The organism is Pseudomonas sp. F-14 TE3623 (assembly GCF_053629015.1).
The window spans coordinates 1891360-1909065 of the sequence record NZ_JBRJHM010000001.1 but is presented as its reverse complement, the minus strand read 5'-3'; the positions used below and the strand labels follow the sequence as shown (position 1 = coordinate 1909065).

Genomic DNA, 17706 nt, shown 5'->3' with positions numbered 1-17706 from the left:
GCAAGCCCGCTCCCACATTAGATCCGGTTCCCATAGAGGAAATACAATCGCTTCGATGAGGACATAGCCATGCAAACCAAACTCTTGATCAACGGCCAACTCGTCAATGGCGACGGCCCTGCCCAAGCCGTGTTCAACCCGGCCCTCGGCCGTGTGCTGGTAGAAATCAACGAAGCCAGCGAAGCTCAGGTCGACGCCGCCGTGCGGGCCGCCGACAACGCCTTCGAAGCCTGGTCGCAAACCACGCCGAAAGAACGCTCGTTGCTGCTGCTCAAACTCGCCGACATCATCGAAGCCCATGGCGAAGAGCTGGCCAAACTGGAGTCGGACAACTGCGGCAAACCCTACAGCGCTGCGCTGAACGATGAGATCCCGGCGATTGCCGACGTGTTCCGTTTCTTCGCCGGCGCCAACCGTTGCATGAGCGGCGCGCTGGGAGGGGAATACCTGCCCGGACACACCTCAATGATCCGCCGCGACCCGGTGGGCGTGATTGCCTCCATCGCGCCGTGGAACTACCCACTGATGATGGTCGCCTGGAAAATCGCCCCGGCCCTGGCCGCCGGTAATACCGTGGTGCTCAAGCCGTCGGAACAAACCCCACTGACCGCCCTGCGCCTGGCAGAACTGGCGTCGGAAATCTTCCCGGCTGGCGTGCTTAACCTGGTATTCGGTCGTGGTCCTACGGTCGGCAGCCCACTGGTCACTCACCCGAAAGTGCGCATGGTGTCGCTGACCGGCTCCATCGCCACCGGCTCGAACATCATTTCCAGCACCGCCGGCAACGTCAAACGCATGCACATGGAACTGGGTGGCAAGGCGCCGGTGATCATCTTCGACGATGCCGACATCGACGCCGCCGTGGAAGGCATTCGCACCTTCGGTTTCTACAACGCTGGTCAGGATTGCACCGCCGCCTGCCGTATTTACGCGCAAGCAGGCATCTACGACCAGTTCGTCGAGAAGCTCGGTGCGGCCGTCAGCAGTATCAAGTACGGCTTGCAGGACGATCCATCGACGGAGCTTGGCCCGTTGATCAGCGCACAACATCGCGACCGCGTGACCGGATTGGTCGAGCGTGCGATGGCGCAACCACACATTCGTTTGATCACTGGCGGCAAAGCGGTGGAAGGCAACGGTTTCTTCTTTGAACCGACGGTGCTGGCCGACGTGCAACAGGACGACGAGATCGTGCGCCGCGAGGTATTCGGGCCGGTAGTGTCGGTCACCCAATTCACCGATGAAGCCCAAGCACTCGCCTGGGCCAACGATTCAGACTATGGCCTTGCGTCGTCAGTCTGGACCGCGGACGTTGGTCGCGCGCATCGCCTGTCTGCACGCCTGCAGTACGGCTGCACATGGGTGAACACCCACTTCATGCTGGTCAGCGAAATGCCTCACGGCGGTCAGAAACTGTCCGGTTATGGGAAAGACATGTCGATGTATGGGCTGGAGGACTACACCGTTGTGCGGCATGTGATGTTCAAGCATTAAAAGCTTCGCGGGCAAGCCTCGCGCCTACAGGGATCGCGTCGTTTGATCGACACAAAACCTGAGCGAGCGGTGCGGCGATCCGACTTGCCCGCGAATGCCTCACCGCACAATCAAGGCAGACGCCGGCGGTTTAACTCCGTAAAAGCCAAATGGCTCTCACGGAAACCTCCTCCGCTCAAAACCGCGAAACACTGCGCATCGCATCCACCAGATACCGCATCGCAATCCGATCACTCTCCGACAGCTCGCGATACCGCTCCACCAACTTCAACTCCTCCGAACTGAGCCGACGCCTTCGCCGACCGATGGCCAGGCAGGGGAAGATTCCTAATATTTCAGTGATGCCTTGTACTTTCGACATGGACGATGTCCTTCTATACGTCAGAGAAAACTTCAAAACCGCATCGCCCTATCACTTCAGCGGTCACCTTGTACCCGCTGAACCCACCGGTCTGAAGGGCCGAAACCGGTCATGCCCCATAGAATAGAAATTAAATCGGCGCTGAAAAGCGTTTTTAGAGTAATTAGTCGAAAAAAGCAGATATGCCCTATAAATCAGAAAGTGCTGTGAGAAACGTTACCTGAAATGTCTTGTTTCATTGCCGCGCTGTCGCTGTGCCATCAATCATTTTTGCTCTGCAACCGAACGGTTTAAAGTATTTGGCATCTCTTTAGGGGGCGTTCTCAATTAATTTCCCCGCCGGGGAAATTAACTGAGAACGCCCCCTAGTCCGTTGCGTTTGGCCAAGGCATGTCCGAACCGATATTTCTGATCCAGCACGTGCCAGGAACGGCGCGGGATTGTTCACGACAGGTTGTACTTATGCACCGCAGGAATTTGCTCAAAGCCTCCATGGCCATCGCGGCTTACACTGGTCTTTCGGCCACCGGCCTATTGGCTGCACGCGCCTGGGCTGGCAGCAGCACCGCTGATGGCGACGCTGTGGCGTTCGACTTCGAAGCGCTGAAGAGCCAGGCCAAACAGCTCGCCGGCAAGCCCTATCAGGACACCAAGCAGGTGCTGCCGCCAACGCTGGCGACCATGACCCCGCAGAACTTCAACGCGATCCGCTACGACGGTAATCACTCGCTGTGGAAGGACTTGAAAGGTCAGCTGGACGTGCAGTTTTTCCACGTCGGCATGGGTTTCAAGCAACCGGTGCGCATGTACAGCGTCGATCCCAAGACTCGACTGGCGCGCGAGGTGCATTTCCGCCCGTCGCTGTTCAACTATGAAAAAACCACTGTCGACACTAAACAGCTCAAAGGCGATCTGGGTTTCTCCGGGTTCAAGCTGTTCAAGGCCCCGGAGCTGGATCAGCACGACGTGTTGTCGTTCCTCGGCGCCAGCTATTTCCGCGCGGTAGATGCCACCGGCCAGTACGGTCTGTCGGCCCGCGGCCTGGCAATCGATACCTACGCCAAGAAGCGCGAAGAATTCCCGGATTTCACCAAGTTCTGGTTCGAAACCCCGGACAAGGACAGCACCCGCTTCGTGGTTTATGCCTTGCTCGATTCGCCGAGCGCCACCGGCGCCTACCGTTTTGATATCGATTGCCAAGCCGAGCGTGTGGTGATGGAAGTCGATGCCCACGTCAATGCCCGCACCGCCATCGAGCAACTGGGTATCGCGCCGATGACCAGCATGTTCAGCTGCGGCACCCATGAACGGCGTATGTGCGACACGATTCACCCACAAATCCACGACTCCGATCGCCTGGCCATGTGGCGCGGCAATGGCGAGTGGATCTGCCGCCCGCTGAATAACCCGGCCACCCTGCAATTCAATGCCTTTGCCGACACCGATCCGAAAGGTTTCGGCTTGGTGCAGACCGATCACGAGTTCGCCAATTATCAGGACACCGTCGACTGGTACAGCAAGCGCCCGAGCCTGTGGGTAGAACCTACAACCGCGTGGGGCGAAGGCTCCATCGATTTGCTGGAAATTCCTACAACCGGCGAGACCCTGGATAACATCGTCGCGTTCTGGACGCCGAAAAAACCGGTCGCGGCCGGGGATTCTCTCAACTACGGCTACAAGCTCTATTGGAGCGCCCTGCCGCCGGTGAGTACGCCGCTGGCGCGGGTCCACGCGACCCGTTCGGGCATGGGTGGTTTCATTGAAGGCTGGGCGCCGGGCGAGCATTACCCGGAAGTCTGGGCGCGACGCTTTGCCGTGGACTTTACCGGTGGTGGTCTGGACCGCTTGCCCGAAGGCGCGGGGATCGAACCGGTGGTGACCTGCTCTAACGGCCAGGTGAAGGACTTCAATGTGTTGGTGCTTGATGACATCAAGGGCTACCGCATTACTTTCGACTGGTACCCGACCAATGACAGCGTGGCCCCCGTGGAGCTGCGGTTGTTCATTCGCACCAATGACCGGACATTGAGTGAAACCTGGTTGTACCAGTATTTCCCGCCGGCACCGGAGAAGCGTAAGTACACCTGAGTGTTAGTCGGGGTCTGAAATGGCCCCTTCGCGAGCAAGCCCACTCCCACATGTGAACTTTGTCGTACACGGAATCTGTGCACCATGAAGATCCACTGTGGGAGCGGGCTTGCTCGCGAAGACGGCCGAACAGCCAACTAATATCCCGACCCAAGAATCAAAAAGCCCCGGTCAACACGACCGGGGCTTTTTTTACAGCAACATTCAATCACGCAAATCCGATTCATGAATCGGCTGGTCACGATGGGTGGCCCGCTGGTATTGCGCCGGCCAGATAGCCTTGTTCCCGCCCAGATCGTCATCGGCATGCAGCGGCCAATACGGATCACGCAACAACTCTCGGGCGAGGAAGATGATGTCGGCCTGACAGGTACGCAGAATGTGCTCGGCCTGGGCCGGTTCGGTGATCATTCCTACGGTGCCGGTGGCAATGCCTGACTCCTTGCGTACCCTCTCGGCGAAACGGGTCTGGTAACCGGGGCCTGTAGGAATCTCGGCGTTTACCGCCGTACCACCCGATGAGACGTCGATCAGGTCTACGCCCAGATCTTTGAGGCGTCGCGCCAACTCCACCGTTTCATCGGGGTTCCAGCCGTCTTCCACCCAATCGGTGGCCGACACCCGCACAAACACTGGTAACTCTTCAGGCCACACGGCGCGCACCGCTTCGGTGACTTGCAGCACCAGCCGAATTCGATTCTCGAACGAACCGCCATACTGATCGCGCCGCTGATTGCTCAAGGGCGAAAGAAATTGGTGCAACAGGTAACCGTGGGCGGCGTGTACTTCGACCACTTTGAAACCAGCAGTCAGCGCCCGTTTGGCCGAATCGACGAAAGCTTGAATGATGTCCGCAATCTCACCGTCATCGAGCTGCTTGGGTGGGGTGTGCTGGGGGTCGAAAGCGATCGGCGAAGGGCCGACCGGGACCCAACCACCGTCTTCCGGCTTGACGCTGCCATGCTTGCCGAGCCACGGCCGATGCGTGCTGGCCTTGCGCCCGGCATGAGCCAACTGGATGCCGGCAACGGCGCCTTGGGCGGAGATGAAGCGCGTAATACGCTGCAAGGATTCGATCTGTTGATCATTCCAGAGACCGAGGTCCTGGGCGGTAATGCGCCCATCAGCGGTGACCGCCGTGGCTTCGGTGAATACCAGACCAGCCCCGCCGATAGCACGGCTGCCGAGGTGGACCAGATGCCAGTCATTGGCCAGCCCATCCACGCTGGAATACTGGCACATCGGTGATACCGCAATGCGGTTAAGCAAGGTCAATTGACGAAGGGTATAGGGTTCAAGCAGCAGACTCATGGGGCACCTCTCGAATCAGTGGGCAGGCTCCAGGGTTCTGTTTGAATAGTCGACGAGTGACAGGAAAAAGGTGCAGCACCCGCCCCCGCGGGCAAAAAATTCGACAAGACGTCACAAGGATAATCAAGCAGTGCTTAGAGCCTAGTCGACATCGGGGGATGAGGGAGGGTTCCGAGAGATTGGGTGTCAGAAAGATCGCTTTCGCGAGCAAGCCCGCTCCCACAGGATTTGCGCAGATCCTGTGGGAGCGGGCTTGCTCGCGAAGGGCTTAACGCGGTTCGATGTGGGCAATCATCAACTGCACAGTCTCGTTGCCACGAAATTCATTGAGGTCGAGCTTGTAAGCCAATTCAACCCACTTGATGGTCGGATTTGGCCAGATATCACGGTCGATACCGAAGGCAATGCCGTCCAGCTTCACCGAACCACATTCACTCTTCAGCACCACTTTGAGGTGTCGTTCACCCACAACACGCTGCTCGACCAACTGAAACACCCCGTGAAACAGCGGCTCCGGGAAGTGTTGCCCCCAAGGCCCGGCGTGGCGCAGGGCACGGGCCAGTTCCAGGTGAAACTCTTCGACCGCCAAAGTGCCGTCCGACAGCAGGCGCCCGGTCAGGTCTTCTTCACGCAATTGCCTACGCACTTCTGCGTCAAAGGCCTCGGCAAACAACGGAAAATTCGCTTCCGGCAAGGTCAGGCCGGCCGCCATGGCGTGGCCGCCGTATTTGCTGATCAGGTTCGGATGCTGCGCCGCGACCACGCTCAAGGCATCGCGAATGTGAAAACCCTGAACCGAACGCCCCGAGCCCTTGAGCAGGCCATCGCCGGCATCGGCAAAGGCAATGGTCGGACGGAAATAGCGCTCTTTCATACGCGACGCGAGGATACCGATGACGCCCTGATGCCACTCGGGATCGAACAGGCACAGGCCGAACGGCATCGATTCCACTGGCAAATCCTTGAGCTGGGCCAGCGCCTCACGCTGCATGCCCTGCTCGATGGATTTGCGGTCCTGGTTCATGCCATCCAGCTGAGCGGCCATCTCACGGGCAGCGCCCGCGTCTTCGGTGAGCAGGCATTCGATGCCCAGGCTCATGTCATCCAGACGCCCCGCCGCGTTCAGACGCGGGCCGAGGATGAAGCCCAGGTCGGTGGAGGTAATGCGCGAATGGTCGCGCTTGGCCACTTCAAGGATCGCCTTGATCCCCGGCCGCGCGCGCCCGGCGCGAATTCGCTCCAGGCCCTGATGCACCAGAATCCGGTTGTTGGCATCCAGCGGCACCACGTCGGCGACGCTGCCCAGCGCCACCAGGTCCAGCAGTTCGCCAATGTTCGGCTGCGGCTTGCTTTCGTACCAACCCAGGCTGCGCAAGCGCGCGCGCAGGGCCATCAGCACATAGAAGATCACCCCTACACCGGCCAGGGCTTTACTCGGAAACTCGCACCCCGGCTGATTCGGATTGACGATGGCATCGGCCAACGGCAACTCATCGCCGGGCAAGTGGTGATCGGTGACCAGCACCTTGAGCCCGGCCTTTTTCGCCGCCGCCACGCCTTCGACGCTGGAGATGCCGTTGTCCACGGTGATCAGCAGTTGCGGCTCGCGGGTCAGCGCCACTTCGACGATCTCCGGCGTCAGGCCGTAGCCGTACTCGAACCGGTTCGGCACCAGATAGTCGACATGCGCCGCGCCCAACAGGCGCAACCCCAGCATGCCCACGGTACTGGCCGTCGCACCATCGGCGTCGAAGTCACCGACGATCAGAATCCGCTGACGCTGCTCAAGGGCCGTCACCAGCAGATCGACCGCCGCATCGATGCCTTTGAGCTGCTGATACGGAATCAGCCGCGCCAGGCTCTTGTCCAGTTCAGCCTCGGACTGCACGCCACGCGCCGCGTAAAGGCGGGTCAGCAGCGGTGGAATATCACCGAGGAATGGCAGGGTGTCGGGCAACAGGCGAGGTTCGATGCGCATGGGGTGACAGGTGCTTCTCTTGAATACGTAGGATAAAACCGGGTAACGCGGTTCAGCGGCAAATAATCAGCCGCGTTCACCGCTCAGCCATTGCAACTGGACTTCGTGCTGACCACGGTCGTCGGTGACGAAAATCGTTCCTTCGCTGATCATCACATCCCACTTGATAACGCGCGGCATGTCCTTGGCCAGGGTTTCCAGCACTTCCTGGGGCACAGCGGCGATGTGAACGTTCTTCAGGTTTTTGATCGCCGGGATCACTTTGGTTTCCCAGACACGCAGGCTGCCGTAAGCCAGCAGGCTGGTGCGCTCGGTGCGGCGCGAGCACCAGGTCAGGCGATCGGCGTCTGGCTGGCCGACTTCGATCCAGTGCAGGACACGATCATCCAGGCTCTTTTCCCACAGCGCTGGCTCATCCACGTCTGACAGACCGCGACCGAAGGACAACTGCTCGTTGTACCAGAAGGCGTAGGCCAGCAGCCGCACGGTCATGCGCTCTTCGGTTTCCGAAGGGTGACGGGCGATGGTCTGCTTCACGCTCTCGTAGACGCTGCGGTCGAGGTCGGTGAGGTTCAGTTCAAACTTGTAGGTCGTGGACGGCTGGGCCATGAACGGGCTTCTTGATACGGGGAAAGGCGGCAAGTCTAACCGATGCAACAGGCAATCAACGAATTGAAGGCGATCAACTTTGGGCGACAGACGTCGGCCTATGTTAAAACTCTGCATCCGCTCAGCCTTTGTCCTACAGGATTCAGCATGCCGTTCTCCAACAAACCGCTCTCCGGTCTGAAAGTCATCGAATTGGGTACGTTGATTGCCGGGCCGTTTGCCTCGCGTATTTGCGGCGAATTCGGCGCCGAAGTGATCAAGATCGAGTCCCCGGACGGCGGTGATCCATTGCGCAAATGGCGTAAGTTGTATGAAGGCACTTCACTGTGGTGGTTCGTTCAGGCGCGTAACAAGAAGTCGTTGACCCTGAACCTGAAACACCCGGACGGCCTGGCTATTCTGAAACAGCTGCTCAGCGAAGCGGACATCCTGATCGAGAATTTTCGCCCCGGCGTGCTGGAAAAACTCGGGCTGGGCTGGGAAGTCTTGCATGCGTTGAACCCGAAACTGGTGATGGTGCGGCTTTCAGGCTTTGGTCAGACCGGGCCAATGAAGGATCAGCCAGGCTTCGGTGCGGTCGGTGAATCCATGGGCGGCTTGCGTTACATCACCGGGTTCGAGGACCGGCCGCCAGTGCGTACCGGGATTTCCATCGGCGACTCGATTGCCGCGCTCTGGGGCGTGATCGGCGCACTGATGGCCTTGCGTCATCGCGAGGTCAACGGCGGCTTGGGCCAAGTGGTGGACGTGGCGCTGTACGAAGCGATCTTCGCCATGATGGAAAGCATGGTCCCGGAGTTCGATGTGTTCGGCTTCATCCGCGAACGCACCGGCAACATCATGCCGGGCATCACGCCCTCCTCCATTCACACCAGCGCCGACGGCAAACACGTGCAGATCGGCGCCAATGGCGATGCGATCTTCAAGCGTTTCATGCTGATCATCGGTCGCGAAGACCTGGCCAACGATCCTGTGCTGGTCAGCAATGACGGACGCGATAGCCGTCGCGACGAGATTTACGGGGTGATCGATCGCTGGGTCAACTCACTGCCGCTGGACGCGGTGATCGAGCAACTGAATCAGGCCGACGTGCCTGCCAGCCGGATTTTCAGCGCCGAAGACATGTTCAGCGATCCGCAGTACCTGGCCCGGGAAATGTTCCTGCAAGCCAAGCTGCCCGATGGCAAGGACTTCAAGATGCCCGGCATTGTGCCAAAACTCTCTGAAACACCCGGCAGCTCCGAATGGGTCGGGCCGCAGCTGGGTGAACACAATGCGCAAGTACTCCAGGACCTTGGCTACGACTCGGCACAGATCACACGGTTGCGTGAAGACGGGGCCATCTAAGCTGAAGCGCCTGCTTTCATCAGTCATCGATTACGCCGGCATAGGTCGCGCGCTGACGGCGCTCGGGCTGTTGGCGGGACTGATGTCCCCGGCCCAAGCGCAACCTAAAGAGCATTTGCTCTGGCTGCTGCGCGATCTGCCGCCCGTGACGATTTTCGAAGGCCCGAAAAAAGGCCAGGGGGTTATCGATCAACTGATGCCGCTGTTGATCGCCGGCATGCCGCAATACGAACACACCCTGATGCGGGTCAATCGCGCCCGTGGCATGCAAATGCTCCATGAAAAATCCTTTACCTGCGACCCTTCGCTGATCTGGAGCGAGGAGCGCGAACAATGGATCGCCTTTTCCATTCCGGCTTTCCGGGCGGTCAGCAATGGGCTGGTGATTCGACGCGAAGATCGGTCGGTGCTGGAGCCCTTTCTCATTGGCGATGAAGTCGATTTGGCAGCACTGTTGGCCAGCCGTCGAGAAAAAGTCGGTGTAGTGGCCGAGCGCCGTTACGGTCAGTTCCTCGACACGCTGCTGCAACAGGCGCCGCCCGGCGTGCTGGCGCCTCACTACGGCAACAACGCCCTCGGCAGTCTGTTACAGATGCAGCGCCTGGGTCGTTTGCAGGTGGTCTTGGGTTACTGGCCGGAAATCCGCTACCAGGCTCGTCAGGAAAATATTACCGATGAGCAGTTGGAATTCTATCCGGTCAAAGGCACGGGCAAATACTTGTCCGGGTACATCGGTTGCTCGAATACGCCCCAGGGGCGACAGGCAATCAGTGAAATCAATAAGCTATTGCGCGCCCTGCCCCGCGAGCGCCTGGACCCGCTGTACGCCGACTGGCTCGATCCGCAAAGACGCAAGGACTACCTGGAAGAAACCAGGGCCTTTTTCGAGCGTCAGGCCGCGCAGTGACAAATCGCAGGCAAAAAGAAACCCCGAGAAGTGGGGAGACGACTCGGGGTTAAACGTGGCCTACATAAAGACCAGTGGCAACAAGCTACAAGCACCGGAGCACAATGCTTGATCCTGCTGTTACATGGTCTGACTGACCTTGGCGCAGGAAGGTTCCCACAAAAAACAATTCAATTTCGGCTGGCCAGGATCTTGTCCTGAGCAGCATTGCGCAACGCCGCGATGACACAGGGCTCCAGACGTCCTTCAGCGATCAGCACGTCGCGGTGCAATCCGTCGACGACATCCGTCAGCAGACGTTTATCGGTTAACTGGGCCTGATTGAACGCCCGTTCGACCACGATAGCGCCGCTCGTACTCTTCAGCGTCACCAGGCATTCGCCATGGGCACCCGATGGGGTCAACTTGACCAGATACGGGCTTAGAGCCTCACCGAGCAATAGACTGATACTTTCCATCTCGATCACCACTCAATAGTCCGAAAACAAAGTGCCTGGGGCGTGTCCACAGTAAATGACCACAGGCCCGAGAAGAAAGTTCTGGATTCCAACGGCAGGCGCACCGGCGCCTCTGGTAGTTAGAGCATGCACGGTAAAGATGACAGTAAAAAAACAGCTGATTCACACCTGCCTTGTACGCTTGCCGATGTCGCTCCATCCGCCCAGCAGTCCTCGCAATTGACCGTCCGCACTGTAGAACGGCACCGTCCACTGGTAGATGTCCCTGACGCCATCCTTGAACGTTAACTGACGTTCGCTGAAGCGGGTCTTGTGAGTACCGAGCTGGGCCATGAATTCGGCGTGCAGCTGCTCGGCGGTCTCTTTGGGCAAGACGTCGAGTTCGATCAATTGTCGCCCCTGAACCTGGTCGAAACGGGTCGACAAGCGCTCCTCATAACTTTTGTTGCACATGATCAAACGCCCTTCCAGATCACGCACGAACATCGGATCGGGCATGGCGTCTATCAACGCGTGCTGGAATGCGAGCTGGTCATTGAGGTCTTTCTCGGCGTCCCGACGTTGCTTGATCAGTACAGCGAGCCGACGGTTCCAAAGCAATGAGAGCAAGCCGAACAGGCTAACGATGAACATGCTCCAGCAACCCCACTGGGTTATCCGCTGCCAGGCTGAGGGCGCGTGTACCGGCGCAATTCCGCTCAGCCATTGCAGCCGCATGGCGCGTAACTCGGCGGGGGGAAATGCCTCCAGCGCCTTGTTGAGGATACTCAATAACTGCGGCTGTCCTTTGCGGACTGCCAAATGATCAGCCTCCCATTTGCCTTCCACTGCATGCCCTACCTTGAGCCGGCCCAAGGGGTAGAGCTGCGCTCCGATTTCGTTTTCAATGGTGGCGTAGGCCTCGCCACTTTCCACCAGTGCCCGGGCTTCAGCGTAGGTTTTGACCGAGCGCAGCTCGATCGCCGGGTAGTCACGACGAATCACACCTTCCAGGGCGTGCCGGGTCGGCAGCACCAGGACTCTTTTCGAAAGCTGTTCCAGGGACTGTAACGCTGGCGTACCTGCCAGCCCCACGAGCACCCAGCCCGCCCCGCCGAACGCATGGCTGAAATCGAGAAACACCTTGCGCTCGTCATTCATTGCCAGCGTCGTGCTCATGTCCGCCGCGCCGCTTTCCAGCCGCTCCAGCAGTTGGTCGGTGGAAAACGACTCTTCATGGACGAACCGCAACCCTGTCATGGCGCTGATGCGGTTGAGCACATCGTTGTTCAAACCGCTCCAGTGACCGTGCTCATCCTTGAACAGATACAGCGGGTACTGCGCCGACGCCACGATAACCATCGGATGTTCAGCAATCCATTGCCGCTCCTGAGCATCCAGCTCAATGCGTGCGACGGTGGCTGACTCCCGGGATTCATGTGTCGCCAATTGTGCGGCCTTTACCCATTGCCCAAAGCCCAGGGCGCCCAATAAAAACATCCAGCACACGGCTGGTTTAAACCCTCTAAAAAACAGCATTGCCACTTCCTTGGTGATCGTCTCGCCCGTCCTTCATGGGCGGCTCTTCTTTTACGAAACCCGACAAGTGTGGCATGCAGAAATGAGAAAGCCCGTCAGGAGACGGGCTTCAAAATGTGACAGCTTTTACCGGTTACAGCGGCTTGCCGCGGTTGCCATGCTGACTGACAAAGGCCTGCACGGCTTTCAGGTCGTTCGGTAATACGGTGCAACGCTCATCTCGTTCAAACAAATCAGAAAGATGTGCAGGTAGTTCGAGCGCTTTTCCTACACCGGCTTTTTCCACTGCGTCCGGGAATTTGACCGGATGGGCCGTGCCGAGGATCACCATCGGGATATCCAGGCTGCGACGGCATTCGCGCGCGGCCTTCACGCCGATGGCAGTGTGTGGGTCCAGCAGCTCGCCGGTTTGCTCAAAGACTTCGGCAATGGTTTCGCACGTTTGGGCGTCGTCCACGGCCAGCGAATCGAACAGTTTGCGTGCCTCGGTCCAGCGTTCCTCTTCGACGCTGAAACCGCCGCCCTGCTTGAAGGTGTCCATCAAACCGGCAATCGCCGCGCCGTTGCGACCGTGCAGGTCGAACAGCAGGCGTTCGAAGTTCGACGACACCATGATGTCCATGGACGGCGACAGCGTGGCGTGCAGGGTTTCCTTGACGTACTGATTGCCGCTCATGAAGCGGTGCAGGATGTCGTTGCGGTTGGTGGCGACGATCAACTGGTTGATCGGCAAGCCCATGTTGCGCGCCAGGTAACCGGCGAAGATATCGCCGAAGTTGCCGGTCGGCACCGAGAACGACACCGAACGCGCCGGGCCACCCAGTTGCAGGGCCGCGTGGAAGTAGTAAACGATCTGGGCCATGATCCGCGCCCAGTTGATAGAGTTCACCGCCACCAGACGCGTGCCCTTGAGGAAGCTCTGGTCGGCGAAGCTGGCCTTGACCATTTCCTGGCAGTCATCGAAGTTGCCTTCGATGGCGATGTTATGGATGTTCTCGCCGAAGATGGTGGTCATCTGGCGACGCTGCACTTCGGACACACGGTTGTGCGGGTGCAGGATGAAGATGTCGACGTTTTCGCAGTGCTTGCAACCTTCGATCGCCGCCGAACCGGTGTCGCCGGAGGTAGCGCCAACAATCACCACGCGCTCGCCGCGCTTTTCCAGCACGTAGTCGAGCAGACGACCCAGCAATTGCAGGGCGAAGTCTTTGAACGCCAGGGTCGGGCCGTGGAACAGCTCCATTACCCATTCGTTGCTATTCAGCTGACGCAACGGTGCCACGGCGTTGTGGGAAAACACGCCATACGTTTCTTCAAGAATCTTTTTGAAATCGGCATCGGGGATGCTGCCGGTCACGAATGGGCGCATCACCCGGAAGGCCAGCTCGTGATACGGCAGGCCGGCCCAGGAAGCGATTTCTTCCTGGGTAAAACGTGGCAGGTTTTCCGGGACGTACAGACCGCCGTCGGTGGCGAGACCGGCCAGCAGGACATCTTCGAAATTCAGGGCCGGTGCCTGGCCGCGGGTACTGATATAACGCATGACTGGCTCCAATAGACAGTGTTCGCAATGCCGGGCCCGCGTGCGAGCCCGGTGAACGATAACGGCTTAGTTCAGGTGCTCGACGCGGATCCGTACGACCGGGCCGACCACGCCTTCCAAGGCTTCCAGGGCGGTGATCGCGTCGTTCATGTGCTGTTCCAGCACACGGTGCGTCAGCAGGATCATTGGCACCAGACCGTCATGCTCTTCGACTTCTTTCTGCATGATCGATTCGATGTTGATGCCGCGCTCCGACAGGATGCTCGCCACCTGAGCCAACACGCCCGGATGATCCTTGGCCTGAATGCGCAGGTAGTACGCGCTTTCGCAGGCTTCGATCGGCAGGATCGGATGGGCCGACAGCGAGTCCGGCTGGAAAGCCAGGTGCGGTACGCGGTTTTCCGGGTCGGAAGTCATGGCGCGAACCACGTCCACCAAGTCGGCGATCACCGACGAAGCCGTCGGCTCCATGCCCGCGCCAGCACCGTAGAACAGGGTCGAACCGGCAGCATCACCGTTGACCATCACTGCGTTCATCACGCCGTTGACGTTGGCGATCAAGCGATCGGCCGGGATCAGCGTCGGGTGCACACGCAGCTCAATACCGGCCGCGGTGCTGCGCGCCACGCCCAGGTGCTTGATGCGATAGCCCAGCGCTTCGGCGTAGTTCACGTCAGCGGTGGTCAGCTTGGTGATGCCTTCGGTGTAAGCCTTATCGAATTGCAGCGGAATGCCGAACGCGATGGACGCCAGGATCGTCAGCTTGTGGGCTGCGTCGATGCCTTCGACGTCAAAGGTCGGATCGGCTTCGGCGTAACCCAGGGCTTGGGCCTCGGCGAGTACGTCTTCGAAGGTGCGACCCTTCTCGCGCATCTCGGTGAGGATGAAGTTGCCGGTGCCGTTGATGATGCCGGCGACCCAGTTGATGCGGTTGGCCGACAGGCCTTCACGGATCGCCTTGATCACCGGGATGCCGCCGGCCACGGCCGCTTCGAACGCCACAATGACGCCCTTCTCGCGAGCCTTGGCGAAAATTTCATTACCGTGAACGGCGATCAGTGCCTTGTTCGCGGTGACCACATGCTTGCCATTCTCGATGGCCTTGAGTACCAGCTCGCGGGCAACGGTGTAGCCGCCCATCAGCTCTATAACGATGTCGATCTCTGGGTTCGTGGCCACTTCGAACACATCGTTGGTAATCGCAATACCGGTCGTCTGGAACTGAGGCTTTGGCGTGCGCATGGCAATTTGTGCCACTTCGATTCCACGCCCGGCACGACGAGCAATTTCCTCGGCGTTGCGCTGAAGTACGTTGAAGGTACCGCCACCGACGGTCCCTAACCCACAGATGCCTACTTTGACCGGTTTCACTGTGAACTCCCCATAAAACGGCCGACTCAAGGCCGGCCGTGAAAACAACCGCATACTCGCGGCTCTCTATTAATGGCCCGACAATGTTGCCGCCAGACCATGATCGTCAAGGCTGACCGTGACGATGCGAAACTATTTCGCGCCCAGTGCCAGTTTGGCGACTTGTGGCGCAGGCTGGTAGCCCGGAATGACCTGTCCGTCGGCCAAAACGATGGCCGGCGTACCGTTCACGCCAATCGACTGACCGAGGGCGAACTGTTTTGAAACCGGGTTCTCGCACTTGGCGGCCTTGATTTCCTTGCCATCGACCATTTTGTCCATGGCGGCTTTCTTGTCTTTCGAGCACCAGACCGCTTGCAGCTGTTCGTCACCCGGTGAGCCCAGGCCCTGGCGCGGGAACGCGACGTAACGCACTTCGATGCCGCGCTTGTTCAGCTCAGGCACTTCGGCATGCAATTTGTGGCAGTACGGGCAGGTGGTGTCGGTGAAGACGGTGATGTGCGATTTAGTTTCGCCGATGGCCGGGTAAACCACGGTTTCCGCGACCGGAATCTCGTTGACCAGCTTGGAAATGCCCAGGCGTTCGGTCTTCTCGGTCAGGTTGACCGGCTTGCCGTCCTTGAGCTGGAACATGTAGCCCTGAACCACGTACTGGCCGTCGGCGCTGGCGTAGAGTACGCGGCTGCCCTTGAGTTTGACTTCGTACAGACCAGGCAACGGGCTGGCGGAAATGCTTTCTACCGGCACTTCGAGCTGGAGGTTTTCCAGGCTTTTACGAATGGCTTTGTCGGCCGCGTCATCGGCGACGGCAAAGGTGCTGACCAACGCAATGGCTGCGGCGGCGAAAATCTGGGTCAGACGCATGAGAACTCCTGAAGGCGGACAAATGGGACGATCAGAACGCCCGTGCCAAAACACCGGGTCATAACCGCCCATCGTACAAACCGGCAAAGCCTACCACATAAGGCCCCCGTGGCGAGGGGGCTTGCCCCCGTTGGGTTGCGCAGCAGCCCCAAAATCTGTCACCCGATTTCATCAGATCGACCGCGAAACCCGGTTCACGACTGCTGCGCAGCCGAACGGGGGCAAGCCCCCTCACCACAGGTAAGCATTTCCATTCCAGGAACTGCATTAACCGCGCGGGTGATGTTTGGCGTGCAGGTCCTGCAACCGTGCGCGGGCGACGTGAGTATAGATCTGGGTGGTCGAGAGATCGCTGTGGCCGAGCAGCATTTGCACCACTCGAAGGTCGGCACCGTGGTTGAGCAAGTGCGTGGCAAAGGCATGACGCAGGGTATGCGGCGACAGCGACTTGCCGATCCCGGCGACCTTGGCCTGGTGCTTGATGCGATGCCAGAAGGTCTGGCGGGTCATCTGTTCGCCGCGAAGGCTGGGGAATAGCACATCGCTGGGACGCCCGCCCAGCAGTTCGCCACGGGCATCGCGCATGTAGCGCTCGACCCAGACAATCGCCTCTTCGCCCATCGGCACCAGCCGCTCCTTGCTGCCCTTGCCCATCACCCGCAGCACGCCCTGGCGCAGGTTGACCTGTTCCAGCGTCAGGCTGATCAGTTCCGTGACCCGCAAACCACAGGCATAAAGCACCTCAAGCATGGCGCGGTCACGCTGACCGATGGCTTCGCTCAGGTCTGGCGCTGCCAGTAGCGCTTCCACATCGGCTTCCGACAAGGATTTAGGCAACGGCCTACCCAATTGCGGCATATCGACGCGCAATGTCGGATCGACAGCGATCAACTTTTCCCGCAGTAAATAGCGATAGAAGCCACGCACACCGGAAAGAAACCGCGCCGTAGAACGGGGCTTGTAGTTTTGCTCCAGACGCCAGGCCAAGTGATCAAGAATCAACTCGCGTCCAGCGTTGATCAGTTCCAGGCCCTTCTCCTGCAACCAGCCGTTGAACAGGGCCAGGTCACTGCGATAGGCATCGCGGGTGTTATCGGAAAGGCCTTTTTCCAGCCACAGGGCGTCGAGGAACTGGTCTATCAGGGGATGATCGATGGCAGGCATGGAATCTCAGACAGGCAGGCGTAAGGCCGCGAAAAATGAAGAGTCTTTCATAGCACGCTGGCGGTGAACATAAAATTCAGGCACAAAAAAAGCATCCCCTGCGGGATGCTTCTTTTTGCTTGAGGCGCTCAGCTTATTGTTGAGCCGGTTCGTTTTGCCCCAGGATCAACTTGCCTTCCTTGTCGACCGGAATCTGGTTGCCCGGATCGCGATCCATCCGCACTTTGCCTTCCTTGCCATCCAGCGAATAACGAACGTCGTAGCCTACAACCTTGTCGCTGATGTCATTCACGGTGTTACAGCGGGTTTGAGTGGTGGTGTAGGTATCACGCTCCTGCATGCCTTCCTGCACCTTGTTACCCGCATAACCACCGCCGACCGCACCGGCCACTGTGGCGATTTTCTTGCCTGTACCGCCGCCGATCTGGTTGCCCAACAGGCCACCCGCCAGCGCGCCGACCACCGTACCGGCGATCTGGTGTTGATCTTTTACCGGCGCTTGCCGGGTAACCGTAACGTCCTTGCACACTTCACGTGGAGTTTTGATTTGTGTCTTGACCGGCTCAACAGCCAACACTTGCGCATACTCAGGGCCGCTTTTAACCAGGTTGTAGGTGGCAACAGCACCCCCGGCAGTGACACCGACAGCACCCAATACCGCACCAACCAGCAACGACTTGTTCACATGAACCT

The 17706-nt window shown here is 59.1% G+C and carries 15 protein-coding genes; 4 read left to right on the top strand and 11 right to left on the bottom strand.

Translation table 11 applies throughout. The features are described from left to right. The first annotated feature begins 69 nt into the window (after positions 1–69). On the top strand, positions 70–1494 hold the full coding sequence (locus tag AB7M29_RS08570) for a gamma-aminobutyraldehyde dehydrogenase (RefSeq protein ID WP_217856774.1): 1425 nt from the start codon (positions 70–72) through the stop codon (positions 1492–1494). 175 nt (positions 1495–1669) lie between these two features. On the opposite strand, the gene AB7M29_RS08565 is transcribed toward AB7M29_RS08570, so the two are convergent. After that, positions 1670–1855, bottom strand: a complete 186-nt coding sequence (locus AB7M29_RS08565; protein WP_123360676.1) for a hypothetical protein — start codon at positions 1853–1855, stop codon at positions 1670–1672. A gap of 462 nt (positions 1856–2317) precedes the next feature. Between AB7M29_RS08565 and AB7M29_RS08560 the strand changes: the two genes are divergently transcribed. Then, complete coding sequence (locus AB7M29_RS08560; protein ID WP_217856775.1) at positions 2318–3943, top strand: glucan biosynthesis protein D; 1626 nt, start codon at positions 2318–2320, stop codon at positions 3941–3943. A gap of 204 nt (positions 3944–4147) precedes the next feature. Here AB7M29_RS08560 and AB7M29_RS08555 read toward each other — a convergent pair whose 3' ends face one another. The 3 genes from AB7M29_RS08555 to AB7M29_RS08545 form a co-directional block, all read right to left on the bottom strand. After that, complete coding sequence (locus tag AB7M29_RS08555; RefSeq protein WP_217856776.1) at positions 4148–5254, bottom strand: NADH:flavin oxidoreductase/NADH oxidase; 1107 nt, start codon at positions 5252–5254, stop codon at positions 4148–4150. Between the two features lie 268 nt (positions 5255–5522). Continuing rightward, a complete protein-coding gene (gene recJ / locus AB7M29_RS08550; protein ID WP_123360679.1) occupies positions 5523–7232 on the bottom strand; it encodes a single-stranded-DNA-specific exonuclease RecJ in 1710 nt (569 codons plus the stop codon). 66 nt (positions 7233–7298) lie between these two features. After that, complete coding sequence (locus AB7M29_RS08545; RefSeq protein WP_007897614.1) at positions 7299–7841, bottom strand: YaeQ family protein; 543 nt, start codon at positions 7839–7841, stop codon at positions 7299–7301. A 147-nt stretch (positions 7842–7988) separates the two neighbouring features. On the opposite strand from AB7M29_RS08545, the gene AB7M29_RS08540 reads away from it, so the two are divergent. Together AB7M29_RS08540 and AB7M29_RS08535 are read left to right on the top strand one after the other, a co-directional pair. Next, positions 7989–9188, top strand: a complete 1200-nt coding sequence (locus tag AB7M29_RS08540; RefSeq protein WP_217856777.1) for a CaiB/BaiF CoA transferase family protein — start codon at positions 7989–7991, stop codon at positions 9186–9188. Continuing rightward, positions 9169–10095, top strand: a complete 927-nt coding sequence (locus AB7M29_RS08535; protein ID WP_217856778.1) for a TIGR02285 family protein — start codon at positions 9169–9171, stop codon at positions 10093–10095. The genes AB7M29_RS08540 and AB7M29_RS08535 overlap by 20 nt, the downstream gene beginning before the upstream one ends. 170 nt (positions 10096–10265) lie before the next feature. On the opposite strand, the gene AB7M29_RS08530 is transcribed toward AB7M29_RS08535, so the two are convergent. The 7 genes from AB7M29_RS08530 to AB7M29_RS08500 all read right to left on the bottom strand — a co-directional run bounded on the left by AB7M29_RS08530 (position 10266) and on the right by AB7M29_RS08500 (position 17698). Beyond that, complete coding sequence (locus AB7M29_RS08530; RefSeq protein WP_008014014.1) at positions 10266–10553, bottom strand: DUF3509 domain-containing protein; 288 nt, start codon at positions 10551–10553, stop codon at positions 10266–10268. 162 nt (positions 10554–10715) lie between these two features. Beyond that, a complete protein-coding gene (locus tag AB7M29_RS08525) occupies positions 10716–12071 on the bottom strand; it encodes a transporter substrate-binding domain-containing protein (protein ID WP_217856779.1) in 1356 nt (451 codons plus the stop codon). 133 nt (positions 12072–12204) lie between these two features. After that, entirely contained in the window at positions 12205–13614 is a 1410-nt protein-coding gene (gene thrC, locus AB7M29_RS08520; protein ID WP_217856780.1) for a threonine synthase, read from the bottom strand. A 66-nt stretch (positions 13615–13680) separates the two neighbouring features. Continuing rightward, positions 13681–14985, bottom strand: coding sequence for a homoserine dehydrogenase (locus AB7M29_RS08515; protein ID WP_052964768.1), 1305 nt, complete (start codon positions 14983–14985; stop codon positions 13681–13683). A 132-nt stretch (positions 14986–15117) separates the two neighbouring features. Beyond that, entirely contained in the window at positions 15118–15849 is a 732-nt protein-coding gene (gene dsbC, locus AB7M29_RS08510) for a bifunctional protein-disulfide isomerase/oxidoreductase DsbC (protein ID WP_217856781.1), read from the bottom strand. A gap of 267 nt (positions 15850–16116) precedes the next feature. Beyond that, positions 16117–17013, bottom strand: a complete 897-nt coding sequence (gene xerD / locus AB7M29_RS08505) for a site-specific tyrosine recombinase XerD (protein ID WP_019651849.1) — start codon at positions 17011–17013, stop codon at positions 16117–16119. 133 nt (positions 17014–17146) lie between these two features. Next, a complete protein-coding gene (locus AB7M29_RS08500; protein WP_123498043.1) occupies positions 17147–17698 on the bottom strand; it encodes a glycine zipper 2TM domain-containing protein in 552 nt (183 codons plus the stop codon). Positions 17699–17706: the final 8 nt, after the last annotated feature.